26 protein-coding genes are annotated in these 25,588 nt (G+C 56.9%); 12 read left to right on the top strand and 14 right to left on the bottom strand.

Annotated elements, in window-relative coordinates:
- Positions 1-6: 6 nt before the first annotated feature.
- The gene (locus tag MID00_RS12290) at positions 7-1,092 is read right to left on the bottom strand and encodes an ABC transporter ATP-binding protein (RefSeq protein ID WP_250756024.1); all 1,086 of its coding nucleotides are present in this window, start codon (positions 1,090-1,092) and stop codon (positions 7-9) included.
- 83 nt (positions 1,093-1,175) lie between these two features.
- Complete coding sequence (locus MID00_RS12285; protein ID WP_009454900.1) at positions 1,176-2,213, bottom strand: ABC transporter substrate-binding protein; 1,038 nt, start codon at positions 2,211-2,213, stop codon at positions 1,176-1,178.
- Between the two features lie 224 nt (positions 2,214-2,437).
- On the opposite strand from MID00_RS12285, the gene MID00_RS12280 reads away from it, so the two are divergent.
- Positions 2,438-3,361 carry an NAD(P)-dependent oxidoreductase gene (locus MID00_RS12280; RefSeq protein WP_247966492.1) on the top strand — a complete coding sequence of 308 codons (924 nt, stop codon included), beginning with the start codon at positions 2,438-2,440 and terminating at the stop codon, positions 3,359-3,361.
- Position 3,362: 1 nt separating this feature from the next.
- Here the strand turns inward: MID00_RS12280 and MID00_RS12275 are convergent, their stop codons facing one another.
- From MID00_RS12275 to MID00_RS12265, 3 genes are read right to left on the bottom strand one after another with little or no spacing between them, the layout of a single operon-like run.
- On the bottom strand, positions 3,363-4,886 hold the full coding sequence (locus MID00_RS12275; protein ID WP_009454892.1) for a sensor histidine kinase: 1,524 nt from the start codon (positions 4,884-4,886) through the stop codon (positions 3,363-3,365).
- Complete coding sequence (locus tag MID00_RS12270; RefSeq protein WP_022983208.1) at positions 4,883-5,569, bottom strand: response regulator; 687 nt, start codon at positions 5,567-5,569, stop codon at positions 4,883-4,885. Before MID00_RS12270 ends, MID00_RS12275 begins: the two co-directional genes overlap by 4 nt.
- The gene (locus MID00_RS12265) at positions 5,550-6,116 is read right to left on the bottom strand and encodes an RNA pyrophosphohydrolase (protein WP_009454891.1); all 567 of its coding nucleotides are present in this window, start codon (positions 6,114-6,116) and stop codon (positions 5,550-5,552) included. Before MID00_RS12265 ends, MID00_RS12270 begins: the two co-directional genes overlap by 20 nt.
- Positions 6,117-6,180: 64 nt before the next feature.
- Between MID00_RS12265 and MID00_RS12260 the strand changes: the two genes are divergently transcribed.
- The 9 genes from MID00_RS12260 to MID00_RS12220 all read left to right on the top strand — a co-directional run bounded on the left by MID00_RS12260 (position 6,181) and on the right by MID00_RS12220 (position 14,368).
- Positions 6,181-7,917, top strand: coding sequence for a proline--tRNA ligase (locus MID00_RS12260; protein ID WP_254498893.1), 1,737 nt, complete (start codon positions 6,181-6,183; stop codon positions 7,915-7,917).
- A gap of 66 nt (positions 7,918-7,983) precedes the next feature.
- Positions 7,984-8,409, top strand: a complete 426-nt coding sequence (gene ybgC / locus MID00_RS12255; protein ID WP_003805592.1) for a tol-pal system-associated acyl-CoA thioesterase — start codon at positions 7,984-7,986, stop codon at positions 8,407-8,409.
- Positions 8,410-8,411: 2 nt separating this feature from the next.
- Entirely contained in the window at positions 8,412-9,086 is a 675-nt protein-coding gene (gene tolQ / locus MID00_RS12250; RefSeq protein ID WP_009454887.1) for a protein TolQ, read from the top strand.
- Entirely contained in the window at positions 9,086-9,532 is a 447-nt protein-coding gene (gene tolR, locus MID00_RS12245) for a protein TolR (RefSeq protein ID WP_009454886.1), read from the top strand. The genes tolQ and tolR overlap by 1 nt, the downstream gene beginning before the upstream one ends.
- A 50-nt stretch (positions 9,533-9,582) precedes the next feature.
- Positions 9,583-10,701 carry a cell envelope integrity protein TolA gene (gene tolA, locus MID00_RS12240; protein WP_022983210.1) on the top strand — a complete coding sequence of 373 codons (1,119 nt, stop codon included), beginning with the start codon at positions 9,583-9,585 and terminating at the stop codon, positions 10,699-10,701.
- A 99-nt stretch (positions 10,702-10,800) separates the two neighbouring features.
- Complete coding sequence (gene tolB / locus MID00_RS12235) at positions 10,801-12,027, top strand: Tol-Pal system beta propeller repeat protein TolB (RefSeq protein ID WP_250757250.1); 1,227 nt, start codon at positions 10,801-10,803, stop codon at positions 12,025-12,027.
- Positions 12,028-12,061: 34 nt separating this feature from the next.
- Positions 12,062-12,565, top strand: a complete 504-nt coding sequence (gene pal / locus MID00_RS12230; protein ID WP_009454878.1) for a peptidoglycan-associated lipoprotein Pal — start codon at positions 12,062-12,064, stop codon at positions 12,563-12,565.
- A gap of 216 nt (positions 12,566-12,781) precedes the next feature.
- Positions 12,782-13,471: a tol-pal system protein YbgF gene (gene ybgF, locus MID00_RS12225; RefSeq protein WP_250756025.1), complete on the top strand. Its 690-nt coding sequence runs from the start codon at positions 12,782-12,784 to the stop codon at positions 13,469-13,471.
- Between the two features lie 90 nt (positions 13,472-13,561).
- Positions 13,562-14,368: an alpha/beta fold hydrolase gene (locus tag MID00_RS12220; RefSeq protein WP_254498892.1), complete on the top strand. Its 807-nt coding sequence runs from the start codon at positions 13,562-13,564 to the stop codon at positions 14,366-14,368.
- Positions 14,369-14,434: 66 nt separating this feature from the next.
- Here the strand turns inward: MID00_RS12220 and MID00_RS12215 are convergent, their stop codons facing one another.
- Positions 14,435-14,926 carry a copper chaperone PCu(A)C gene (locus MID00_RS12215; protein WP_254498891.1) on the bottom strand — a complete coding sequence of 164 codons (492 nt, stop codon included), beginning with the start codon at positions 14,924-14,926 and terminating at the stop codon, positions 14,435-14,437.
- 145 nt (positions 14,927-15,071) lie between these two features.
- Here MID00_RS12215 and MID00_RS12210 point away from each other — a divergent pair, with 145 nt between their 5' ends.
- Positions 15,072-15,509, top strand: a complete 438-nt coding sequence (locus MID00_RS12210; RefSeq protein ID WP_035273402.1) for a PaaI family thioesterase — start codon at positions 15,072-15,074, stop codon at positions 15,507-15,509.
- 3 nt (positions 15,510-15,512) lie between these two features.
- A complete protein-coding gene (locus MID00_RS12205) occupies positions 15,513-16,919 on the top strand; it encodes an MATE family efflux transporter (RefSeq protein ID WP_009454864.1) in 1,407 nt (468 codons plus the stop codon).
- Between the two features lie 230 nt (positions 16,920-17,149).
- Here the strand turns inward: MID00_RS12205 and MID00_RS12200 are convergent, their stop codons facing one another.
- The 8 genes from MID00_RS12200 to MID00_RS12165 form a co-directional block, all read right to left on the bottom strand.
- Entirely contained in the window at positions 17,150-18,229 is a 1,080-nt protein-coding gene (locus tag MID00_RS12200) for a BMP family ABC transporter substrate-binding protein (protein WP_009454862.1), read from the bottom strand.
- 24 nt (positions 18,230-18,253) lie between these two features.
- Complete coding sequence (locus MID00_RS12195) at positions 18,254-19,171, bottom strand: ABC transporter permease (protein ID WP_009454860.1); 918 nt, start codon at positions 19,169-19,171, stop codon at positions 18,254-18,256.
- Positions 19,171-20,232 carry an ABC transporter permease gene (locus MID00_RS12190; protein ID WP_026485492.1) on the bottom strand — a complete coding sequence of 354 codons (1,062 nt, stop codon included), beginning with the start codon at positions 20,230-20,232 and terminating at the stop codon, positions 19,171-19,173. Before MID00_RS12190 ends, MID00_RS12195 begins: the two co-directional genes overlap by 1 nt.
- Positions 20,219-21,805: an ABC transporter ATP-binding protein gene (locus tag MID00_RS12185; RefSeq protein WP_080748106.1), complete on the bottom strand. Its 1,587-nt coding sequence runs from the start codon at positions 21,803-21,805 to the stop codon at positions 20,219-20,221. Before MID00_RS12185 ends, MID00_RS12190 begins: the two co-directional genes overlap by 14 nt.
- Positions 21,806-21,891: 86 nt before the next feature.
- Positions 21,892-22,083: a YqaE/Pmp3 family membrane protein gene (locus MID00_RS12180; protein WP_009454854.1), complete on the bottom strand. Its 192-nt coding sequence runs from the start codon at positions 22,081-22,083 to the stop codon at positions 21,892-21,894.
- Between the two features lie 134 nt (positions 22,084-22,217).
- Positions 22,218-23,204 (bottom strand): diaminopimelate dehydrogenase, encoded by a 987-nt coding sequence (locus MID00_RS12175; protein WP_250756031.1) that lies wholly within the window; start codon positions 23,202-23,204, stop codon positions 22,218-22,220.
- A gap of 63 nt (positions 23,205-23,267) precedes the next feature.
- Positions 23,268-23,903 carry a leucine efflux protein LeuE gene (gene leuE, locus MID00_RS12170; protein ID WP_026485490.1) on the bottom strand — a complete coding sequence of 212 codons (636 nt, stop codon included), beginning with the start codon at positions 23,901-23,903 and terminating at the stop codon, positions 23,268-23,270.
- A 146-nt stretch (positions 23,904-24,049) separates the two neighbouring features.
- On the bottom strand, positions 24,050-25,573 hold the full coding sequence (locus MID00_RS12165; RefSeq protein ID WP_009454847.1) for an acetyl-CoA hydrolase/transferase family protein: 1,524 nt from the start codon (positions 25,571-25,573) through the stop codon (positions 24,050-24,052).
- Positions 25,574-25,588 lie beyond the last annotated feature (15 nt).

Raw genomic sequence — 25,588 nt, 5'->3', positions numbered from 1 at the left:
CCGCCCTTATGCCGACAACAGCATGCAGTGTTCAGGGTGCAGGTTAAAGCGTACGGTATCGCCCTCTTTCACCTTCACGTCTGGATCAATACACACCAGAAGCTGCTCTTTACCCACTTTGACCTCGGCCTCGTAGGACTCACCGACGAACTCCAGGGCCTGGACCTGACCGTGGAACAGGTTCTGCCCCACTTCATTGGCCTGGCTGCTGACACGAATAAATTCTGGGCGAATGCACAAGGTAACTTCGGTGCCCACGGGCAGGTCACGCTTCTTGCAATGCAGTTGGCCCAGTTCGCATTCCACAATGGTGGAGTCTGCACGCTGCTCCAGCACTTTGGCGCTGATCTGGTTGGCACGACCAATAAAGTCGGCCACAAAGCGGTGATCGGCATCAAAGTAAATTTTTTCTGGCGTACCAATTTCCAGAATCTTGCCACCACGCATCACAGCGATGGAGTTGGACAAGGCCAATGCCTCGACGCGATCATGCGTCACGTACACAGCGGTAATGTCCAGACGGCTCAGAAATTCGCGCAGTTCTTTACGGGTTTCTTCACGCAGCTTGGCATCCAGGTTACTGAGCGGCTCATCAAACAAAATGACTTTAGGCTCGGCCACCAGGGCTCGGGCCAATGCCACACGCTGCTGCTGACCACCGGACAGACGCGTTGCGGAACGCTGATCCACCCCTTCCAGCTGCACAAACTTCAGGATGTTCGCGACTTTTTCACGAATCACCTCTTTGCGCTCGCCGCGCACTTGCAAGGGGTAAGCGATATTGTCGAACACCGTCATGTGCGGCCAGATGGCGTATGTCTGAAACACCATGCCCAAACCGCGCTTTTCCACCGGCACAGCAATATTCTTGGCGCTGGACCAGACGATCTCGTCCCCAATGCGGATTTCACCCTCGTCTGGGATTTCCAGACCAACAATGCACCGCAGCAGCGTGGTTTTGCCGCAGCCGCTGGGCCCTAACAGTGTGAAAAACTCATTAGCGGGAATCGTCAGGTTGATATTGTCCAAAGCCTTGAAGGTTTTGCCCTCTGAGACATAGGTCTTGCTTAGGCCGGTAATTTCAATTTGCATAATGAGTAAATGTTTTCAATAAAAATAAGGCGAGGCGCCAAGGCGCCCCGTTCTAGACGAACCTGTCGTTCTTGTCGTCCCGATTAACGGACGGCGAAGATACGGCTGAATTCGCGGCCCCAACGGACCAGTTCTTCGTCGCTCAGGTCGCGAATAGGCTCGACCTTGGCTTTATCGATCCCCGCAACCGGAGGGTGTACCCCTGGAGCCAGGACGTATTCGCCAACCTTGTTGGCCAGAATGCCCATGGCTTCATTACCCAGCCAGTAGTCCAGGAACACGCGAGCAGCATCAGGATGCGGTGCATTCTTGGTCAGGGCGATGGCACGTGGGGAGCCCAGCAAGGGCTGATCCGACATGGGGCCCCAGGCCAATGGCGCAGGCGACTTGGTCACGATGTACTTGGGCATGGAAATGGCAATCAACTTCTCGCCACTTTCAATAGGAGCCGGAGTTGGGCCAAACGAGGCCACGAACATGGGCTTGTTGGCAGCCAGGCCTTTCAGGAAGTCCAGCCACTGCTCTTCACTGCTAAAGACCTTTTCCTTCAAACCAATCAGCCAGCCAATGGTGGAGGGGTGGTTGGAAGGGTTGGCCATCACAATCTTGTCTTTCCACTTGGGATCGGCCAGATCTTCGTAGCGTTGTGGCGCATCCTCGGCCTTGAGGTGGTCCGTATTATAGATATAAGACACATATTCGATGCCAAATTGAATAATCGAATCGTCTTGAATGGCCCACTCGGGGTAGCCCTGCACGGCTTCGGACTGATGGGGAATCAGCACGCCCTGCTCTTTGAGCAGTTGCAGCATGGGCAAGGGAGCCTGAACCACGTCCGCCATCAACTTGCCGGCATTGAACTCGGTCAGGATGGTGGGGATGAACTTGGAGCTGGAAATACGGGTGTATTTGCCTTCAATGCCTTGCGCTTGTTGCAAGGCCTTCATGATGGGCTCTACCGCCGTGATGTTGGCGTAGAAAACAGCCTGGCCTTGAGCCTTTGCTTTTTCCAGTACGGCTGCGTCTGCCGCCCACGCCGCCCATGGCAAAGAGGTACTCATAGACGCCAGTCCGGTGGCACCTGCCAGCTTCAAGAAACGACGACGATCAAAAGTGGTCATAGGATTCAAGTTCCAGTTAATTAGCCAGGAAATTATGTGCGCCCATCATAATCCAGACAGGCAAATTCCATTTATTACAGATCTATGTTTGGTTTAGAACATGAGGGGCCTGACGCCGTCAAGCCTAAAACGTTTTGCCGCTTATTCGGGCAGGCAAAGATCAAGCCGATAAAGCTGCGCTAAGCTGTACGATCGAACAGATTATTTTCCAGGAGACCCGCGCCATGACCCCATCCATTCAGCCTAAACACTATGAACCCGCCAGCCCGCAAAAAGTGGCGTTCATTGGTCTGGGGGTGATGGGCTATCCCATGGCAGGACATCTGGCCCAGGCAGGGCATCAAGTCACGGTGTACAACCGCAACCCGGCCAAGGCGGAACAATGGAGTAAAGAGTTCAAACAGGAATGGGCCGCTACACCAGCCCTGGCCGCTGCCCAAGCAGACATTGTCATGGCCTGTGTGGGCAATGATGATGACTTGCGCTCGATTTTTCAGGGGCCGAACGGTGTGCTGGCAGGCATGAGGGCAGGGAGCCTGTTTATCGACCACACCACTGCCTCCGCCGAAGTGGCCCAGGAACTGGGAGCACAGGCGGCCAAGCAAGAAGTTGCATTTATCGACGCCCCCATTTCTGGCGGACAGGCGGGTGCCCAGAAAGGCATGCTCAGCATTATGTGTGGTGGGCAAGCTGAGGATATGGAACGCGCCCGCCCGCTGATGATGAGCTACGCCCAGGCCTGCACCCTGATGGGGCCCTTGGGGTCCGGGCAGCTGTGCAAGATGGTGAACCAGATTGCCGTTGTCGGACTCTTGCAAGGTCTGGCCGAAGCCATGGCTTTTGGTGAACGGGCCGGACTGGATATGGAGCAGGCCCTGTCTGTATTGACCAAGGGTGCGGCGCGCAGCTGGCAAATGGAAACTAAAGGCCCCACAATGCTGGCCAGAGACTTTCAGCCCGGCTTTACCGTGAACTGGATGTTGAAGGACCTGGATTTGGTGCAGCGGGAGGCACAGCGTAATGGGGCCCAGCTTCCCGCAACTCGCTTGATTCAGGAGCAGTTTGCGAAGATTGCCCAGCAGGGCCATCGCGATTGGGATATTTCTACCCTGTTCAATCTGCTGGCCCGTCCAAACGACGCGGCTTAATTCACGTGTTTTCTGGTTTAGGCGCTTCGGGCTGCAGCAAAGGCAAGCGTAGCGTCGCCTTCAAACCGTAGCCGCCCATATCGTTGGGCTCCCCATCGGTCAGCACAATCGTGCCGCCATTGCGCTCGGCGTAAGCCAGCGCAATGGCCAGACCCAGCCCGGAGCCAGAACCCCGTCCACCCTTGCGTGCCGGGCCGCCCCGGTCAAAACGTACAAATACGCTTTCACGCAAACTGGCGGCCAAGCCCATGCCGTTGTCGGTAACGCTGATCCAGGCCAGCTTGTCGTCATGCCCGGCAGAAACCGTAATTGCACTGCCACTACCAGCGTGATTGATGGCGTTGTGAATCAGGTTGGAAACGGACTCATGGATCTCGGCATCGCTGGCATACACCCACAAAGGTGCCTGCTCGCCCTCTTCTCCTGGCCCGATCCAACCCAGATCCTGACGATGCTCACGGGCCAAAGGCAGATATTGCAGCACCACCTCACGCCCCAGACTGGCCAGGTCAACCTGCCCCTGGCTCATGGTGGTGGTATGGCTGGCATGAGCCAGAGCCAACAACTGCTCGGTCAGGCGAGTCGCCTGCCCCAATTGCTTGATGATCGCCCCCAGGGACTCACGGACACGCTCGATATCCGGTTCACGGCGAGCGTATTGGGCCTGGGTATGAATGATCGCCAAAGGGGTGCGTAATTGATGCGAGGCGTCGGCCAGAAACTGGGCCTGCCGATCCAGCACGGAACGATACAACTCAATATGGTGATTGACCGAACGCACCAAAGGCACTACTTCACGAGGAACATCACGCTCGTCCAAAGGCTGCAAGTCGTCCACGCTACGGTTACGCACTTCCTGTCGCAAGGCCTGCAGGGGGCGCAAGGCCCACGCTACGGCAAACCACACCAACGCCACAGCCAGCAGCAACATACGCAAATTGCGGAAAATACCTTCGCGCCAGGCTTCTTGCTGGGTGCGCAACCGCAAATCCAGGCTTTCGCCCACCATGACCAGAACCTGCCTGTGCTGGCCTTTGTAGTGCAGATCGCGCCACAAGGCCACCATGCGCACGGTGTCATTGCGGAAATATGAATCGTAGAAAACCGGCACGCCTTCATGGTCGGCCAGATTGGAAGGACGCGGCAGCCCTTCCATCCCCAGCAAGGTGCGCCCTTTTAACTGATTGGCATCAACACCGCCCAGATTACGGACCAAAGGGGTGATTTCTTCGACACGGAAATACTTGCGATTACCCGGTCGGGATTCCAGCATGACCTGCGCATAAAAAGGCGGATCAATACGCAAACTGCCGTCAGTATTGAACTCCACGCTGGTCTCGAGCACTTTGGCCGGTTCCAGCAAGGCGCTGTCGTAGACATTTTCCGTGACCGCGTTCATGGCCAGGTAGTCTTCCCAGCTGTCGTAAAGCAGTAAAGCCACCACCCCCGGTATCAGCAGTACCAGCAGCCAAAAGCGCAAACTGCCTTGCCAGGCATTGGCGGGGGGTGGAGAAGGGGCCGTCATGAAACGCCGGATTCCGCCTCAAGCACTTCCAGCATGTAGCCCAGACCACGCACCGTCACGATGTGCACATCGCTATTGGCCAGTTTCTTGCGCAAGCGATGCAGGACAACCTCGATGGCATCAGGGCTGGCATCGCTATCGTGCTCGAATACTCGGGCAAATAGCTGAGACTTTTCTACAGGCATGCCAGAGCGGCTGATCAGAACCAGCAAGGCCGCATGTTCACGCGGCGTCAAATGCACAATGGCATTGTCCAGCAGGAATGCCCGGCTCTCAGGGTTGTATTCCAAAGAGCCACAGCTGACCACTGGAGCCACCCGGCCACGGCTACGCCGTACCAGTGCCGCCAGACGAGCTTCCAGCTCTTCCAGGGCAAAGGGTTTGGTCAGGAAATCATCGGCACCCAGATTCAGACCACGAACGCGATCCTGCAAGGCGCCTTGAGCGGTCAGAATCAGCACAGGAGTGTGATCGCCGCGTTCGCGCATCTCGCGCAAAAGCACCAGCCCGTGTTTGTCGGGCAGGCGCAAATCCATCACGACCGCATCATACTCATGGGCCGCCAACAATACTTCTGCCGAGCGGGCGTCATGAGCGGGATCGGGCAAAAAACCACTTTGCGCCAAGGCCCGCTCCAGCCATGCGGCCATTTCCCGCTCATCTTCAACCAATAATATGCGCATGATCCCTGCTATCTAAGGTATCGGCATCAACTGCGCTTTGCAGGCGCTGACGTAAATAACGATTTTCCTGCCGTCGTCGGAACAAAATATCCGACAGCTCGTTCAGCGCTTGCTGATAGACTTCCCGCTTGAACTCAATCACTGAATCAAGTGGCACCCAATATTGACTCCAGCGCCATGCATCAAACTCCGGCGTCGACGAGGAACGCAGGCAGACATCACTGTCTCGCCCTACCAGCCGCAACAGGAACCAGATTTGTTTCTGGCCCTTGTAATGGCCACGCGCCTCCCGACGTACAAAATGATTGGGCACGTTGTAGCGAAGCCAATCTCGCGTCCGGCCTAATATACGGATATGCTCAGGCAGCAAGCCCACTTCTTCATGCAGTTCGCGGTACATCGCTTGTACGGGTGTTTCACCGTATTTAATACCGCCTTGCGGGAACTGCCAGGCATGTTCCCGAATACGCTTGCCCCAAAAAACCTCGTTCTTGCGATTAACGAGGATAATTCCGACATTAGGACGGTAGCCTTCACGATCTAACATAGGCCACCTCTAACGAATTCAATACAATTAGATCTGATTATACGTACCTGACGAGTTCCCTACCATGCATGCTAGCCAGTATCACATTAATACCCTGAAAGAAGCGCCTACCGAGGCCGAAGTTGCCAGCCACCAGCTCATGACGCGCGCCGGCATGATCCGTAAAGCCGCCGGCGGTATCTATACCTATATGCCGATGGGCCTGCGCGTGCTGCGCAAGATTGAAAACATCATCCGTCAGGAAATGGACCGCTCCGGCGCCATTGAGCTGCTGATGCCAGTCGTCCAGCCTGCCGAACTCTGGGTAGAGTCGGGCCGTTGGGAAAAATATGGTGACGAACTGCTGCGAATCAAGGATCGCCACCAGCGCGACTTCGTGCTGCAGCCTACCTCCGAAGAAGTGATCACGGACATTGCCCGCAACGAAATCCACAGCTGGCGCCAGTTGCCCATCAACTTCTACCACATTCAAACCAAATTCCGTGACGAGCGCCGTCCCCGCTTTGGCTTGATGCGTGGCCGCGAATTCACCATGAAGGATGCTTACTCCTTCGACCGCAATGCCGAAGACGCCCAAGCCAGCTACGACAATATGTACGACGCCTACATGCGCATCTTTGGGCGCCTGGGCTTGAACTTCCGTGCCGTGGCCGCTGATACCGGCTCCATTGGCGGTTCGCGCAGCCATGAATTCCAGGTGATTGCCGATACCGGCGAAGACTTGCTGGTTTACAACCCTGACACCGACTACGCTGCCAATATCGAGCTGGCTCCCGCCCCTTGCCTGCTGGCCGAGCGTGCCGCTCCTGGCCAAGCCCTGGTCAAGACCGCCACGCCTGATGCCCCCAAGTGTGAACTGGTGGCCCAATTCCTGGGCTGTGACCTGAGCCAAACCGTCAAGTCGGTTGTGCTGGCAACGGACGTCGAAGAAGACGGCAAGACCAAGAGCACCGTCCACCTGCTGCTGGTTCGTGGCGATCATGAAGTCAACGACATCAAGGTTTCCAAGCTGGCCGGCTTTGAAAAAGGCCACCGTCTGGCCACGGAAGAGGAAATTGTGGCCACCTTTGGCTGCAAGCCCGGTTATCTAGGTCCGATCGGCACCCGTCAGCCTGTGCAAGTGATTGCCGACCTGACCGTAGCCAACATGAGCGACTTTGTGTGCGGTGCCAACGAAGAAGGCTTCCACTACACCGGCGTGAACTGGGGCCGTGACCTGCCCGAGCCCATCAAGGCAGACCTGCGCAACGTGGTTCACGGCGACCCTGCCCCCGAAGGCGGCAAGCTGGCCATCCAGCGCGGCATTGAAGTGGGTCACGTTTTCTTCCTGGGCGATGTCTACTCCAAAAAGCTGAACGCCACCTTTTTGGAAACTGATGGTAAACCGGCTGTCATGCAAATGGGTTGTTATGGCATTGGCGTCAGCCGTATTGCCGCCGCTGCCATTGAACAAAACCACGACGAACGCGGCATGATCTGGCCTCGTGCGCTGGCTCCTTTCGAAGTGGTGATCTGCCCGATCGGCTTTACCAAAAGCGATGCTGTGCGTCAGACTGCTACTGATCTGTACACCCAGCTCAAAGAGCAAGGTGTGGATGTCATTCTGGACGACCGCGACGCCCGCCCCGGCATCATGTTTGCCGACTGGGAGCTGATTGGTGTGCCACTGCGCATTACCATTGGCGAGCGCGGCCTGAAAGAAGGCCTGGTTGAAATGCAGGCACGCCGTGATGCCAGCAGCACCAACGTGCCGGTGGACCAGATTGCCCAGGTCAGCCTGGAGCGTTTGGCCACGCTGTAAGGACTCCAAGCAGGGCTGGCCGTGCGCCATGCCCTGCCCGTCAACATAAACTCTTTTACGAACGACATGCTTAATGACAAGTGGGACACCCAGGCTCGGCTTGATATTCGCGTATATTACGAAGACACCGACGCTGGGGGGATCGTATATTACGCCAACTACCTGAAATTCTTTGAGCGTGCGCGCACAGAATGGCTCAGGAACCTGGGCGTAAACCAATCCGATGTGGCCGAGCAGAATCAACGCCTGTTCGTAGTCAAGAAGGTTGAAATACAATATCTCAAACCTGCCCGGCTCGATGATTTGATCTCGGTGCGCAGCCGCATTACCCAGCTGGGTTCGGCTACCATCCATTTCGAACAAGGTGCCCTGCGAGGTGGGGAACTGTTATGCCAAAGCACCATCCAAATTGTTTGCGTTGACGCCAACACGCTTCGTCCAAGCAAGCTGGACTCTGATTTACGTACCCTCTTGGAAAAGGTTCAGGACTGACCATGCAAGCTACTAGCGACCTGTCGCTGATTTCGCTACTTCTCGATGCCAGTATTCCCGTTCAGCTCGTCATGCTGATTCTGTTGGGAATATCGATTCTCTCGTGGGCCTATATTTTCAGTAAACGGGCTGCACTTAAACGCACGCTGGAACAGACCCGCCGCTTTGAGGACGACTTCTGGGCAGGTGGCGATCTGGCCGTGCTTCAGCAATCCATTTCCTCGCGTCGTGCCGAACACGGTGCACTGGCCCGTATTTTTGAAGCCGGCATGACCGAATTCATCAAGGCCCGTCGCAGCCAAAGCTCGGGCCCAGCCCTGCTGGACGGTCCACGCCGTGCCATGCGCGCCAGCTACCAGCGCGAAATGGACACACTGGAAACACACCTGAACTTCCTGGCCTCTGCCGGTTCGGTCAGCCCTTACATCGGGCTGCTGGGTACTGTCTGGGGGATCATGCACGCCTTTATCGGTTTGTCCGGCATGCAGCAGGCCACACTGGCCTCGGTGGCTCCCGGTATTGCCGAAGCCCTGATCGCCACAGCTATCGGTCTGTTTGCCGCTATCCCTGCCGTGGTTGCCTACAACCGCTTTACCAACGAGCTCGATCGTATCTCGATCCGCTTTGACAGCTTTATCGACGAATTCCTGAACATCTTGCAGCGGCAGGTGAACTGATGCCATCGATGCGTGGAAGCACCGGCCGTCACGGCCGGCGCATGAAAAATGAAATCAACGTCGTCCCTTATATCGACGTGATGCTGGTGCTGCTGGTGATCTTCATGGTCACCGCTCCCATGATTACCCCCGGACTGGTGGAATTGCCTTCAGTAGGCCAAGCCTCCGAAGTGCCTGCCAAGCCGGTGGAAATCCAGGTTGATAAGGACGGCAAACTGGCCATTCGCTTGCGCGATGCGGGCTCCGAGTTCATGAACATCGAAAAGTCCACACTGCTCAATGAAGTGCGCTCGCGTATGCAGGCCGACAGCCCGGTTGTCATTGCCGCCGATGGCAAGGTTCCCTACGAGACCGTCATGGGCTTGATGGATGAACTGCGCTCCAATGGCATCAACCGCCTGGGTCTGATCGTCGATCGCAACAGCGATCCTGACGCTCGCAAATAACCTCTGGCCGGATAGCGTGCTCGCCGTCCGGCGCGAAAAACCTGAACTGAATGAAGCACAGAACACGCAATACCCGCAATCAGGCGCTGCGCTCGCCTGAGCAAAAGGAAGATCGGCGCGGCTTGCTCATCGCCCTGGGTCTGCACGGGCTGTTGCTGCTCGCCATTTTGGCGGGAGCCCTTTTTTCTGCACCCAAGACACCCAATGCGGTGCAGGTCGAATTGTGGATGGACGGTGTCGCACCCGATGCGGCCATCAATGCTGATCCCGAAGCCCCCGAGGCCGAACCCGAGCCGCAGCCTGAGCCTGAGCCGGCTCCAGAGCCAGAACCCAAGCCCGAGCCCAAACCTGAACCTCCTCCGGCTCCCAAGCCGCCTCCAGAGCCTGAAAAGGTCACCCCTCCTGCTGAACCTGAGGTTGATCCCGAGATCGCCCTGGAGCAGGCTCGCAAGGAACGCGAGAAAAAAGAGCGTGAAGAAAAGCTGGAACAGGAACGCAAGGAAAAACAGCGTCAGGACAAGCTAGCCGCTGAACGTCGCGAACGCGAACAAAAGGAAAAGCAGGAACAGGAACGCAAGGAAAAAGCTGAAGCTGAAGCAAAAGCCAAGGCAGAAGCAGAGCGCAAGGCTAAAGCAGAAGCCGACGCGAAAGCCAAGGCCGATGCCGAACGCAAGGCTAAAGCCGATGCAGAAGCCAAAGCCAAGGCGGATGCCGAAGCTAAAGCCAAAGCAGACGCGGAACGTAAAGCCCGTGCCGAGGCCGCCGCCAAAGCCCGTGCCGATGCCGAGCGCAAGGCCAAAGAAGAAGCATTCCGCCGAGCCATGCGTGAAGGTGCCCCTGGACGTGCCGGTGGTACAGCAGACCGCAACCAGGCCGGTGGCGGTGGTGGTGATGGTGGCTATGCCGCCAAGGTGCGCGCTTGCGTGCAGCCTGGCGTGGTCTACAGCACCCCTGCCCGCTCTGAAGTACGTGGCAACCCTGCACTGCAGTACCGCGTGGACCTGAATGCCGATGGCACGCCTAACCGCGTTCAAATCAAACGATCGTCCGGCATCGCGCAGTTCGATGATGCCGTATCCAAGGGTCTTGCCCGTTGCAGCCCTTTCCCCAAACCGCCTAGCGGGCAGTATCCATCGTATATTGATGGCGAATACCGCATGTTCGATTAATCAGGAGATTGCATAATGACCGCCGCTACCCCAGCCCTGGCGACCTTAGGTCGTCATTGGCGCGCCACGGCCACTGGAGCGTTTGCCCTGGCCGCTGGCATGTTCGCCAGCCAACCGGCCCAGGCCCAACTGCGGGTCGATATATCGGGTGTGGGTGCTACCCAGTACCCCATCGCGATCGCCGATTTTGCTGACAACCCAGCCAGCCAATCGCTAGCTGAAGTTATCCGTGCCGACCTGACCCGTTCGGGTCAATTCCAATTGATCAATGCCACCGGTGCTGGACTGAATGCAGAAAGCACGATTGCCTACGACGAATGGCGCAATCGCGGTGCCGATTACCTGGCTTATGGTTCAGTTGCCCAGACCGGTGGCCAATATTCCATCAGCTATCGCCTGGTGGATTCGGTCCGTCAAACACAGCTGGATGGGGTGGCTTTTGCGGGCAGTGAAAAAGAACTGCGCCGTATTTCTCACCAGATTGCAGACCGGATTTATGAAAAAATTACCGGCGTGCGCGGTGTTTTTTCGACTCGACTGGCCTACGTGTTGCAAACAGGCAACAATTACGAGTTACAAATTGCTGACGCGGATGGGCAAAATCCGCAAGTAATGTTGCGTTCTCGACACTCAATCATCTCCCCAGCCTGGTCTCCTGACGGTAAAAAACTGGCTTATGTGAGCTTCGAAAACGACAAACCTGTTGTATATGTGCAAACTTTGGCCACCGGTCACCGCGAACCGTTAGCTAATTTCAAGGGTAATAACAGTAGTCCCGCATGGGCTCCTAACGGCAATCAGGTCGCTGTTGTGCTCTCCAGAGACGGTATTTCGCAGATTTACACGCTAAATACGGACGGCTCCGGATTGCGCCGCGTGATGCGTTCTCCCTTGATCGATACTGAACCAAGTTTTACGCCCGATGGCAACTCCCTTGTATTTGTGAGCGATCGTGGTGGTGCTCCCAATATTTACAAAGTAAGTCTGGGTGGTGACGATGCACAGCGCATTACCTTCAACGGGAGTTACAATATTTCACCGGAGGTCTCTGCAGACGGTACTAGGCTTGTATACGTCACACGCAGAAACGGTGCTTTCCGAATTGCCACTCAAGATATGGCATCAGGAGCTGAGCAACTGCTGACGACAGGTCCCGACGATCAGTCTCCGAGTTTCGCCCCTAATGGGATGCAGATCTTATATAGTTCTGTTCAGGGGGGCCGCAGTGTCCTAGCTGTGACATCCGTGGATGGTCGCGTTCGTCAGACCCTCTCGTCTTTGAATGGCAAAGTACGCGAACCCACCTGGGGACCATTTACCAACTGACATCCTGTGTGACTCTTTTTCAAAAGGAATTCAAATGAGCTCGCGCATTCTTAAAAGTCTTACCCTCGCCGTTATGGCTGCCGCCCTTGCTGCTTGCAGCTCGGTTCCTCTGGATCAATCTGGCTCCGGTTCAACCGGCGGTACAGGATCGGACTCTGCCAGCGCAGGCCAGATCATGGACCCCTTCAACCCTCAAAGCCCACTGGCACAACAACGCTCGGTGTTCTTTGACTACGACAGCTACGTGGTTAACGACCAGTACCGTGGCCTAGTAGAAATGCACGCTTCTTACCTGAGCAGCCATCCTCAGCAAACCGTACGCATCGAAGGTAATACCGACGAGCGTGGTGGTGCCGAGTACAACCTGGCTCTGGGTCAGCGTCGTTCCGACGCCGTGGCACGCATGCTGGGTCTGCTGGGCGTAAGCAACAGCCAGATCGAAGCTGTGAGCTTTGGTAAAGAGCGTCCAAAAGCATTGGGTAACACCGAAGCTGATTACGCTGAAAACCGTCGCGCAGACATCGTTTACCAACGATAATTTCTGCATCGACCAAGTGGTTCCGACGCCGTGGCGGTTGTTAACGCCGCGGCGTTTTTTATCGGCGCTGTGCCCGATCCACTGAAAATTCGTTATGCTGGACAGCGGGCTCGCCAGGCCGGCAAAAAGCCCCCAGATCACAGCCCCCAACAGAGGGGAAACCGGCAGGTGAGGAGCCTGCGCATTGCGGATGCACATTTTTTAACGGACTTCACTATGCACGCTTATAAAAAGCCTTTTCGTCTCGCGACCGTTACCCTGTTCGCTACGGCCGCCCTGTTCGCCAGCCTGCCGGCCAAGGCCTTTGCCGATGACGAGGCCCGACGCGCCATTTTGGAGCTGCGGCAGCAAATTCGTCAGATGAACGAGCAAAACACCCAGGCTCGCCTGCAATTGGCTGATCAAATTGATACCCTGCGCTCCGAGGTGGTGTCGCTGCGCGGCCAGGTAGAGAAACTGAGCTGGCAAGCCAGCGGCCAAGGCCAGGCCAATAGCCCGGCTCCCGGCCAGCAAAGCCCTCATGCCGCTGACCCACAAGAACAAGCCGTCTTTGATAGTGCCATGGACGCTTACCGCGCTGGCCAATACAAGCCCGCCGCCGATGCCTTTGCCGGTTTTCTGGCCGCCTACCCGTCCAGCGTTCTGGCTGACGAAGTGCGCTTTTACGAAGGCAGCAGCCTGTACGCGATCAAAAGCTTCAAGACCTCCATTCAGAAACTCCAGGCTTTTGTGAAGGCCTCCCCACAAAGCCCACGCGCGGCTGATGCCCTGATGGTGACAGCCTCCAGCCAGATCGAACTGAACGATCTGAGCGGTGCCAAAACCACCTTGCAGCGTATCGTCAAGGACTACCCACAATCCGAGGCAGCCGAGACCGCGCGCAGCCGCTTGAAATTGCTGGAATAATCACCCAGCGCGCAATGCCACAAGGACCGGGTTCAGACCCGGTCTGTTTTTTTCAGGTGGCCCATCCTTGCCTGACCTCTACTGCTTGCCATGACAAACCCTTTTGCCGACTTCTCCACACTTGAACTGACCGCGCAAGGCTATCGCCACACCTTTGTGGATCAGGGACAAGGCGCACCCGTTTTGCTGATCCACGGTTCCCTGTGCGACTGGCGCTACTGGCGCTGGCAGATCCCCGCCTTTGCTACCCAGTATCGGGTTCTGGCTCCCAGCCTGCGCTCCTACTGGCCCGGAGCACCCAGCCCCGGCCACTTCAATACGGCGCAACACGCCCAGGACTTGCAGGCCTTGCTGGATCAGCATATTCCTGATGAGAAAGTGCATATCGTGGGGCACTCTCGCGGTGGTCATGTTGCCCTGCTACTGGCTCAAAGAATGCCCGAGCAGGTGGCCAGCCTGACCCTGGCAGATCCCGGCTTTCCGACTCCCGGTGCCTACTCCTATGCCCCCTTGTTCCAGCAAGTGGCCGAACACCTGGAACAGGGTGACCGCGATGGTGCCATGGCTCTGTTCGTAGATACGGTCAATGGCTCGGGGACGTGGAAGCAAATGACACGCTGGTTCCGCGAGATGATTCAGGACAACGCCCACACCATGTTGGATCAGCAGCAAGAGCCCAATCAAGGTCCGGACCTGGAGTGGCTCAAGCAGATGAAGGCACCCTTAAGCTTCATCACGGGTGAAAACAGCCCCACACGCTATCACCACTGCATGGACATCATTCGTCAGCACCGACGCGAGGATCAGATGCACCGCATCCCGCTGGCTGCCCACGGTATGAATCTGGCCAATCCCAAGGCGTTCAACCAGGCGGTGCTGGACGCGCTGCAAGCCTGAAGCCCAATGCAAAACTGGCCGCATGCAGCGGCCAGCTCCCGGTCTCTATCCAAACGCTAATTACGTTTAATAAGCCTGTGTCTTGGCAGGTCGCAACTCGCACTCGGCCTGGACCTGAGTATCGTCCGACAGATGAATGCTCAAGATGATGCGCTCCCCCAGGGCCAAGTCTTCTTTGGCCTGACCCAGCATCACGTGGAAAGCCCCCGGCTTCAGGCTCAATACTCCCCCTGCCGGGATCTCCACCTCGGAGACATGCGACATGCGCGCCATCCCCTCGCTCTCGCTAGTTTGATGCAATATCACATGCCCAAAGGACAATGAGCTGGCTCCTGTCACAGCTACGGACTGCTCACCCTTGTTCTCCAGTTCCAGATAGGCGGCGGAAGGTGTGGGCTCGGGCATCATGCGCACCCAGCATTGGCTGGCATGGACCTGCGTGCTCAAGGCGCGTACCGGTTCGGGCGTGCCACGACCATGGCCTCCATGCCCCTGTGCCATCACGGTGCCGGTTGATGCCAGCAAACTCAAGGCAAACACAATTGCGCTGCGTTTCATGATGCTCCTCGCTTCTTGTTGATCGATTGGAATGGGTCCAGCCCTGAACAGCCGGGCGCCGAACTACCCCGATACGCGGGACGATCTGATACAGTACCAGCCAGTATGCCCTTCTTACAACGGCCTTCTTTTCAGTGACGACGTCATGACCAGCACACACTCTGCACCCGAGCCTAAAATCGATATTGTTCAGTTTCGTGATCTTCTGGAGCGTCTGCATCCCTTTGCCGCCGTTTTGGGTATTGATGTTGTCCACATAGGCCACGACAACGCCTGTTTGCGCTTGCCCGAGCGCAATGCCCACCAGCGCATGGGCGGCATGGTGGCAGGCCCCATGCTGATGGGGCTGGCTGATCTGGCCTTGTATGCCGCTGTAGTCGGAGCCACGGGCAACCCCGATGCTGTCACCTCCAGCCTGACCATCAATTTCCTGCGCAAGGCCCCTCCCGGCGATATTCTGGCTCATGCCCGGATTCACAAGACCGGCCGTACCTGCGCGGGCGATGTGCTGCTGGAACCGGCCAACGGTGGCCCGGCTGTCGCACAAGTTATCAGCACCTGGTCCCTGCCTCGCGCCAAATAAACCATGTTTGCAAAGTCTCAAACTACCAGCCCGAGCCAGCTCTGGTTGGCGGAGCTGCAATCCTCCCTGCGATTGGGCGGCCCCCTGATTCTGACCAACCTGGCTCAAGTCAGCCTGTTGGCAACCAACCTGATTTACATGGGCCGACTGGGTCCTGATGAGCTGGCTGCCGGTTCACTGTCCGCCAGTCTGTATCAGGCCTTCATGATTTTCAGCATGGGGCTGGTGTCCGCTGTCGTTCCCATGCTGGCCACAACACTGGGCCGACGACTGCGCAATGTACGCGAATCCCAGCAAATCATCCGTCACGGCTTTCTGACGGCCTTACTGATTACCCTGCCTGCCTGGATTGTGTTGTGGAATGCCGAGCATATCTTGCTGATGATGGGCCAGGACCCCGTTGTCGCGGCGCGCTCGGTCACCTATATGCACACCCTGCAATGGGCTTTGCTGCCCTATCTGGGTTACATCGTGCTGCGCTCCTTCTTGGCCGCCATGGAAAAGCCGGGATGGACTTTGGCGGTGGCCGTCATCGCGATCGGTATCAATGCCGTGCTGGGCTGGCTCCTGGTCTTTGGCAATCTGGGCATGCCCGCCATGGGACTGGCAGGCGCAGGTCTGGCCACTACCTTGTCCAGCTTCTTCATGTTCGCAGGTTTGAGCTGGGTGGTACTGCGGGATCCGCGCTTCCGACGCTACTACCTGTTCAACGATGCCTGGCAGTGGAGTGTGAAGCGTCTGTGGAAAATGTGGGCGCTGGGCATCCCCATTGCGATTACCTTCACCCTGGAAACCCTGGTGTTTTACGCCGCCGTCATGATGATGGGCGTACTGGGGCAATCTGATCTGGCCGCACACGCGATTGCCATGCAGATCTGCTCGGTGTCCTACATGATTCCTTTGGGCTTCAGTCAGGTTGCCACCATCCGTGTGGGGCTGGCCGCAGGCCGGGTCGATCCTTTGGGTGCCCGCCGTGCCGGCTGGATTTCCTACATTCTGGGGGTAGGCTTCATGGGACTGGCGGCTCTGGTATTCTGGTTCGCCCCCTTGACCCTGATTGGCCTGTTTCTGGATCTGGATGTCGCCGAAAACCAAACCGTTATTCAGTTGGCCATTACCTTCCTGGCGCTGGCCGCGCTGTTTCAGATCAGTGATGGTGCCCAGGCCGTGGCTGCAGGGATGCTACGCGGCCTGCATGACACGCGCATACCCATGCTGCTGGCCTTGCTAGGGTATTGGGTGCTGGGCGTTCCTACGGGCTCTTTGCTGGCCTTCCAGTTCAATATGGGCGGGATGGGAATCTGGATCGGGCTGGTGACAGGTTTGTCTGTAGTTGCCGTGCTGATGACGCTGCGCTGGATGCGGGCATCGACACGCTTGGGCCGCAAGCGGCCTGCACAGGCAGCATAGTTCTGAGGTCGGTTCCATAGATCAATTTTGCATGGCGACTCTGTATTGCAGCTCTGTGCGTCAGCCTTGTCTTCCTGAACGGATGACAAACCAGACCCGAAGCAAACACCGAACAAGCTCAGACTTTACCCAAGCTACAGCGTGAAAAGCTACACACGCCACCTACAACAAAGCCCCTTGTCGGACTTTCCGACAAGGGGCTTTTGTTTATCTACAGACTGCAGGGCAGCTTATTGCTTGGGCAGTTTGCTGGCCACGCCTTCCACGTAGTAATCCATGCGGTTCAAGGCATCGTCATCCAGGAAACCGGACTCCAGACGCACCTTGCCATCGTTGTCCTTGATAGGAGCGGCAAAAGGTTGCAGTGTGCCAGCCACGATCTCGGCCTGTTTGGCCAGAACGAACTCTTTCACATCAGCAGGCACTTCAGGACCGAAGCCTTCCAAAGCAGCCATACCGGACTTCAGGCCACCCCAGGTGCTGTCGTTCTGCCATTTGCCATCCAGAACTTCAGTGGCTTTGCGAGTGAAGTAATCACCCCAGTGGTGGGTCACGGCAGCCAGTTGGGCTTTAGGACCGAACTTGCTCATGTCGGAGTGGTAGGCAATCGCGTACTTGCCAGCTTCTTCAGCCGCTTGCACGGTGGCGGTGGAGTCGGTGTGGTGAGTCACCACGTCCGCGCCCTGACCCAGCAGCGTGACCGCTGCGTCACGCTCTTTACCTGGGTCGTACCAGCTATTGGCCCAAACCACGCGCACTTGGGCTTCGGGGTTCACGCTCTTCAAGCCGATGGCAAAGGCGTTGATGCCTTGCAGCACTTCAGGAATGGGGTGAGCACCCACGTAACCGACCACATTGGACTTGGTCATCTTGCCGGCCAATACGCCAGCCAGGTAACGGGACTCGTAGAAACGGGCGTTGGTGGTGGCCACGTTAGGAGCCGTCTTGTAGCCGGTGGAGTGCACGAACTTCACGTCCGGAAACTGCTTGGCCACTTTCTGCGTCTGGTTCATGTAACCAAACGAGGTTGTGAAGATCAGCTTGTTGCCTTGCTGGGCCAGATCGCGAATGACGCGCTCTGCGTCAGCACCTTCAGGCACGTTTTCCACGTACTGAGTGACCACGCGGCCTTTCAGGGCCTCTTCCATTTCACGACGGCCAATGTCTTGCTGCCAGGTCCAACCGGCTTCACCGATGGGGCTGACATACACAAAACCGATTTTCAGGGGTTCTTGATCGTTTGCCTGAGCGGACACAGGCAAGGCGGCCAGGGGGGAAGCGATGGCAGCGGCCAAAAGAGCCTTGCGCATAAAGTTTCCAGTCATGTCAGTCCTCTAGTTGTTGGGATTGAAGTTTTTGCCAAGCGATGCAGGCATATTCAACCTGATCCAGTTAGCGTTTCGGGAAATTAAAACCAGCACAATAATCGTGGCCAAATACGGCATCATGGCCAGCAATTGCGAGGCTACCGGAACACCCAGAGCCTGCGCATGATAGGTCAGGATCGTGACCCCACCAAACAAGTAAGCGCCCAGCATGACGCGCCAGGGACGCCAGGTTGCAAACGTTGTCAGCGCCAACGCAATCCAGCCACGCCCGGCAACCATATTCTCGACCCACATGGGCGTGTAAACCAGGCAGATGAAAGCACCAGCCAGACCGCAGCAGGCACCACCAAACATCAAGGCACCCAGGCGAATGTAGCGCACGTTGTAGCCCAGCGAGTGCGCCGAGGCAGGCGATTCACCCACCGCGCGCAGCACCAGACCGGAGCGGGTACGAGTCAGGAACCAGGCTACGGCAATACACAGCACCCAGGACACATAGACCATGTAATGCTGCTGGAAAAAAGCAGGCCCGATCAGGGGAATATCTTTCAGTACGGGAATGGACAGCTTGGTCACGACCAGGGAGTTGCCGGTAAAGGGCAAGCCAATATAGGCCGAGGCCCCTACCCCGAATAAGGACAGGGCCAAACCACAAGCCACCTGATTCGCGCCCAGCCAGACGGTCAGCCAGGCAAAGGCGGCTGCCATGACCATGCCAACCACCGCGCCCAGCACAAAGCCCAAAGCAGGGCTGCCGGTTTGCACGGCCACCGCAAAGCCCACAATGGCCGCCATCAGCATCATGCCTTCCGAGCCCAGATTGATGACGCCCGACTTTTCATTAATCAGCAAACCCAAGGCTGCCAGGAGCAAAGGGGTGCCTGCGTTGATGGTTGCGGCGAGCAAAGGTGCAATCGCGTCCATTACTTTCTCCAGACCAAACGCTTGGTGATGAGCACGTCACAAGCCAACAAGGAAAACAAGAGGATGCCCTGGAAAATGCCGGTAATCGCATTGGGCAAGCCCAAACGACTTTGGGCCAATTCCCCACCGATATAGAGCAAGGACATCACAAAAGAGGAAAAAATCAGTCCCAGCGGGTGCAGTCGCCCCACAAAGGCCACAATAATGGCCGCAAAACCATAGCCGGGAGATATCGAAGGGGTCAGTTGCCCAACCGGGCCCATGACTTCCGCTGCACCAGCCAGACCGGCCAATGCCCCCGAAATCAGCAAGGAACTCCACAAGGCTTTACGGGAGGAAAAACCGGCGTAACGAGCAGCCAATGGGGCCATACCCCCCACGCGCAAGCGAAAACCGGCCATGCTGCGTGTCAGGAAAAGCCAGGCCGCCACCGAAGCGATCACTGCCAGCACAATACCGCTATGCAAGCGCGTGCCGGGCAAGACTGCGGGCAACAAAAAGCCGTCCGAGAACAGGCTGGACTGCGGAAAACCAAAGCCATCGGGATCGCGCAAGGCACCGTGTACCAGATAGCTGAGCAAGTGCTGGGCCACATAGACCAGCATCAGGGACACCAGAATCTCGTTGGCATTGAAGCGATCTTTCAGGAAAGCCACGATAGCAGCCCAGGCCATGCCGCCCAGCATGCCGCAGGCCAAAGCCACGGTAATCAGGAAAAAACCACCGTTATCGCCATCGTCCACTTGCAGAATAAAGGCCCCGGCTGCCAAGGCGCCCATCACCAACTGCCCTTCCGCCCCGATGTTGAAAATATTGGCTCTGAAACAGATGGCCAGACCGACCGAGATCAGCAGCAAGGGCACCAGTTTGACGCCCACCTCAGCCCAACCATTCAGGTCACGCAAAGGCTCCAGAAAAAATACGTTCAAGCCCGCCAGAGGATTCTTGCCCAGCGACCAGAACAAGGTTCCGGCGACCACCATGGTCAGCAAGACAGCCAGCAAAGGGGAGCACCAGGCCATCAAGGTAGAGGGCGTGGCACGAGTCTCAAGCCTGAGCATGTTCACCCTCCTCCCACAAACCGCTCATCCATTGCCCAATCTGATCAACACTGGCTTGCGCCACGGGAATAGAGGGAGACATACGACCTTTGGAGATAACAATCAGGCGATCGGCAATCGCAAACAATTCATCCAGCTCTTCAGAGATGACCAGCAAGGCACAGCCCGCATCGCGCAGGGCCAGCAGCTCGGCGTGGATCTGGGCGGCAGCCCCTACGTCCACACCCCAGGTGGGCTGGGCAATGACCAGAATGCGCGGCTGACGGGTGACTTCACGGCCAATAATGTACTTTTGCAGGTTCCCGCCTGACAGGCTGTTGGCAGCGGCCTGCTCGTTGGAAGTCTTGACGCGGAAACGCTTGATAATCCCGCCTGCCAGACGGCGAATGCTGGGAAAACGCAGAAAACCGCGCTTCACCGTTTCCGGGTTCTGATGAGACAGCAGCAGGTTCTGAGCCAATGACAATTCCGGCACAGCACCGCGTCCCAAGCGTTCTTCAGGTACGAAGCCCATGCCCTGATCTCGTCGCCAAGCCGCATCGCGTTGGGCAATCGCCTGACCATCCAGCAAAATCATGTCTGCCCGTGCGCGGGTATCTTCACCTGACAAGGCAGCCAGCAACTCCTGCTGACCATTACCGGAAATACCCGCCACCCCCAGAATTTCGCCCTGGTGCAGATCAAAACTGACATCCTGCAATTCACAGGCAAAAGGATGGGATTTGCTTAACTGCAGATTACGCACCTGCAAGAGCGTCCCGCCTTGTTGCATGCTGCGTTCACCCAGAGACTGAGGCTCGGCACCAATCATCAGGCGCGACAGGCTGGCCGTGGTTTCTTCGCGAGGGTCGCAATAGCCGGTGACCTTGCCCATACGCATGACCGTACAGGCATTGCACAGCTCACGGATTTCATCGAGCTTGTGGCTGATATAGACAATGCTGCAACCCTCAGCAGCCAGTTGCCGCAAAGTGCCAAACAAGCGGCGTACTGCCTGCGGGGTCAATACCGAGGTTGGCTCATCCAGAATCAGCAGCTTTGGCTTGCCCAGCAAGGCACGCACAATTTCAACCCGCTGGCACTCGCCCACGGACAAAGTATGGATATGACGTTGGGGGTCCAGATCCAGACCATATTGACTGGCCGTTTCACTAATTCGACCAGCCAGCTCCTGCATATTGGTCGAAGCAGGCAAGCCCAATGCAATGTTTTCCGTGACAGTCAGGGTGTCAAACAAGGAAAAATGCTGGAACACCATACCGATGCCCAACTGTCGGGCCGCCGCCGGACTGCTGATCTGGACGGGCTGGCCGTCCCACAGAATCTGGCCCTGGTCGGGTTTGACCACACCGTAGATGATCTTCATCAAGGTGGATTTACCCGCGCCATTCTCCCCCAGCACGGCATGAATCTGCCCCGGCAGGATAGAGAGGGAAATATTGTCGTTGGCTACCACCGCCGGATAGGCCTTGGTGATATTGCGAAGTTCCAGGCGTGGCACAGCCTTGGGGTCTACGGATACCGTTTGCTCACCGGACTCAGAAGAATGGCCCACGGGAGACGATAGGGTCATGGCTGTATCAGCAAAAAAGTATAAAACGCCCGAGCAAGCGCATCATGGCCTGCTCAGACGTGCAAAAAGGAAGGAAAACCTAGGGCTTAACGCTTGCCCAGGGCTTGTTCAATTTTCTTGTCAGTTTTGTATTGGCTAAGAGAATATACCGCCCAAATAGCGGCCGGTATCCATCCAATGACGGTCAACTGCAGAATCAGGCAAATAATGCCCGCTACAGGTCGACCGATCGTGAAAAAGACCAACCAGGGCAGAAGCAGTGCGATCAATAAGCGCATGAGAACACTCAATGTAGTGAGGAATGGGCGCTATTTTACCCTTTATTGACCCACTGAATCATTTGTGCGCAAACCAGCAAGACCTGCGGCCCGACTCAGGCAAGCTGAGCCGGGCCGCAGCCTGAAACCAGGATTTACAGCAATTCTTTGCGTAATTGCGCAGGCGATTTAGGCGACAACAGGCCAGGGGCCACGTCCAGCACGGACTGGGCACCGGTTTGACCTTGCTGGTTCATGCGGTAGGCCGCACGCGCGTAGGCAACCAGCACACTGGAGGTAAATTCCGGGTTGCTGCCCAGGTTCAAGGCGTATTCCACCACTTGTTGCGAACCCGCGCCGGACTGACCGCTACGAATCACAAAACCACCGTGAGGCATTGCCGCGTGATCGCGTGCCAGGGTTTCAGCGTCAATAAAATTAACTTCCGTGTCGTAGTCCGCGAAGTAATCGGGCATGGTCACAATGGCTTCACGTACGGCGTCGGCGCTGGCGCCCTCTTCCAGGACCACAAAGCACTGACGCTTGTGTTTTTCACGGGTGCTCAGCTCGGGCTGCTCCCCGTTGCGCACACGCTGTACCGCTGCTTCGATAGGCAAGGTGTATTGCACACCACCGGCTACACCGGCCACACGGCGGATGGCATCGGAGTGACCTTGACTCAAGCCTTTGCCCCAGAAGGTGTACGTTTGGCCAACAGGCAAGACACACTCGCCATACAAGCGATTCAGCGAAAACAGGCCTGGATCCCAACCCACCGCGATCAAGGCGGTCGTGCCTGCGCCTTTGGCGGCGGCATCCACGGCTTCGTAGTACTCAGGGATACGGGCGTGGGTATCAAAGCTGTCTACCGTCGTGAACCAGCGGGCCAAGGCCGGGCCTTGTTCGGGCAGGTCATTTTTAGAGCCACCACAGAGAATCAGCACGTCAATATCATTGCGGTACTGTTCGATCTGGTCCAGGGCGCGCACGGGCACGCCTGCACTTTGCAGACGCAGGGAAGCAGGGTCACGACGAGTAAAAACGCTGACCAGCTCCATGTCCGGGTTTTGTGCCAGGGCCAGCTCTACGCCTCGCCCTAAATTGCCGTAACCTGCAATACCGACACGGATTTTGCTACTCATGGTGTTTTCCTTAAAACTGATAAATAAGTGCTGTCAGAACTGCTGCGCTCTGAAGCAACTGGCTTAGTCGCTGATCATACGGGCGGCAAAGCCCATGAACAGCAGCCCCACCGAGCCATTGCCCATCCGGGACAGACGCTGATGGCGTCGGAAAATTCCTGCCAGGCGATCTCCGCCAAAAATCAGCAAAGACAAATAACAAATGCTGATCAGTTCCACCACCAGGCCCAGCAACATAAAGGCCAGGCCCGTGTGACCTTTGGACGGGTCCACAAATTGCACGAAGAAGGACAGGAAGAACAAGATGGCCTTGGGGTTCAACAAACTCAGGAGCAAGGCCTTGCGAAAGCGGGTTTCGTGACGCAAACGCGTGTCCACAGACTGAACCGGGCCACCTTGCCTGAAGGCCGACTGTAAAAGCCGCACACCCAAATACAGCAAATAGGCCGCACCCAGCCAGCGTATGCCCATATACAACATGGGCAGCGTCTTGAGCAGCGAGGCAGCGCCCAGGGCCGTCAGCGTCATCAAAATGCCGTCGCCCACGACCACGCCCAAGGCTGCTTTATAGCCTTCGCGCACGCCATGTCCGGCGCCACTGGCCAGGACGTATAAAGAATTGGGTCCGGGCAAAAGCACGATAAACACCGTACCCACCACAAAGGCCCAGAAATTGACAATACCGATTTGTTCGAACACGCTGGCCTCGCTAAACGCAGCAGAATCCGCAATTTTAGCGCTAAAAAAATGCCCCTGGCACGGGTGGAATGCCAGGGGCGATCAGGTCAATTTGTAAGGTCTGCGCTGCCGGACTGACTCGGCTACGCATTACCAGACCTGATGGACTACGCAGTCGCAAGTTCCTGGGTCTGGAATTGCTCCTGTTTCATGGTGCCTGCTTGCTGGAAACGAACGTGCCAGGACAAGGCCTCTTCCAGGATGTGGGGCGTGTGGCCACCACGTTTGCTGGCGCGCTCAAGATAGTCCAGCAAAGCAGGACGGTAGTCGGGGTGGGCACATTTTTCGATGATGACGCGGGCACGTTCACGAGGAGCCAAACCGCGCAAATCAGCCAGGCCCCATTCGGAGACCAGCACGGCCACATCATGCTCGCAGTGGTCTACGTGCGACACCATAGGCACCACACTGGAGATGGCGCCGTCCTTGGCGACGGACTTGCTGACAAAAATGGACAGGTGCGCATTACGGGCGAAGTCGCCGGAACCGCCAATGCCATTCATCATGTGGGTGCCACAGACGTGCGTGGAGTTCACGTTGCCATAGATATCAAATTCCAGGGCGGTGTTGATCGCAATAATGCCCAAGCGACGCACCAATTCTGGGTGATTACTGATTTCCTGTGGACGCAGCACCAGCTTGTCGCGGTAGTTTTCCAGGCCTTCCAGGAACTGCGCCATCTTGGGAGCAGACAGAGTCAAGGACGAAGCCGAGGCAAAGCTCAACTGGCCGGAGTCCAACATGGCAATTGCGCTGTCCTGCAAGACTTCCGAGTACATCCTCAGGTCGGTGAAGGGAGAATCCAGCAAGCCGTAAGTCACGGCATTGGCAATCGTACCGATTCCCACCTGCAAGGGCAGCAGGGAGTGGCTCATACGGCCAGCGTCTACTTCGCCTTTCAGGAATTCAATAATGTGACCGGCAATTGCCTGGGTTTCTTCATCAGGTGGCAGCACGCTGGAGGGGCTGTCCAAAGCGTCGGTCACCACAATACCCACGATGCGGGAAGGATCCACCTGAATGGCGGTGGTACCAATACGCTGGTCCACATCCGTCAGTTCAATAGGCTGACGGTTGGGGCGGGCCTCGGGCACATAGATATCGTGCAAGCCTTCCATTTCCACTGGCATGCTCAGGTTCAGCTCAACAATGATTTGTTTGGCTTGCTGGGCAAAGCTGGCCGAGTTTCCTACCGAGGTCGTCGGCACAATTGCGCCGGTTTCTGTAATGGCAACCGCTTCAATGACAGCGATGTCAATGGCAGGCAGGTTGCCCGAACGCATGTGCTCCACCGTCAGGGACAAGTGCTGATCGGTAAACAGGACCTTGCCTTCATTAATATGACGGCGCAGCACCGAGTCCACTTGAAACGGCGAGCGGCGGGCCAGCACACCGGCCTCGGCCATCATGCCGTCGCTATCATTACCCAGCGAAGCGCCGGTAACCACATTCAGTTTTAATTGCTCGGTCTGGGCGCGCTCGGCCAAGGCACGAGGCATGACCTTACAGTCCCCTGCACGGGTAAAACCGCTCATCCCGACATTCATCCCGTCTTTGAAGAAGGCGACTGCCTCCTGAGCGGTCATGACTTTGCCTTCCAATTCGGGGGAACGAATGCGATCCTTGAACATCGTGTGCTCCTGTCT

Origin of the sequence: Alcaligenes sp. NLF5-7 (genome assembly GCF_024266725.1) — a bacterium.
GTDB classification, from domain to species: Bacteria; Pseudomonadota; Gammaproteobacteria; order Burkholderiales; family Burkholderiaceae_B; genus Alcaligenes; species Alcaligenes phenolicus.
This window is presented reverse-complemented; position numbering and strand designations above follow the sequence as displayed.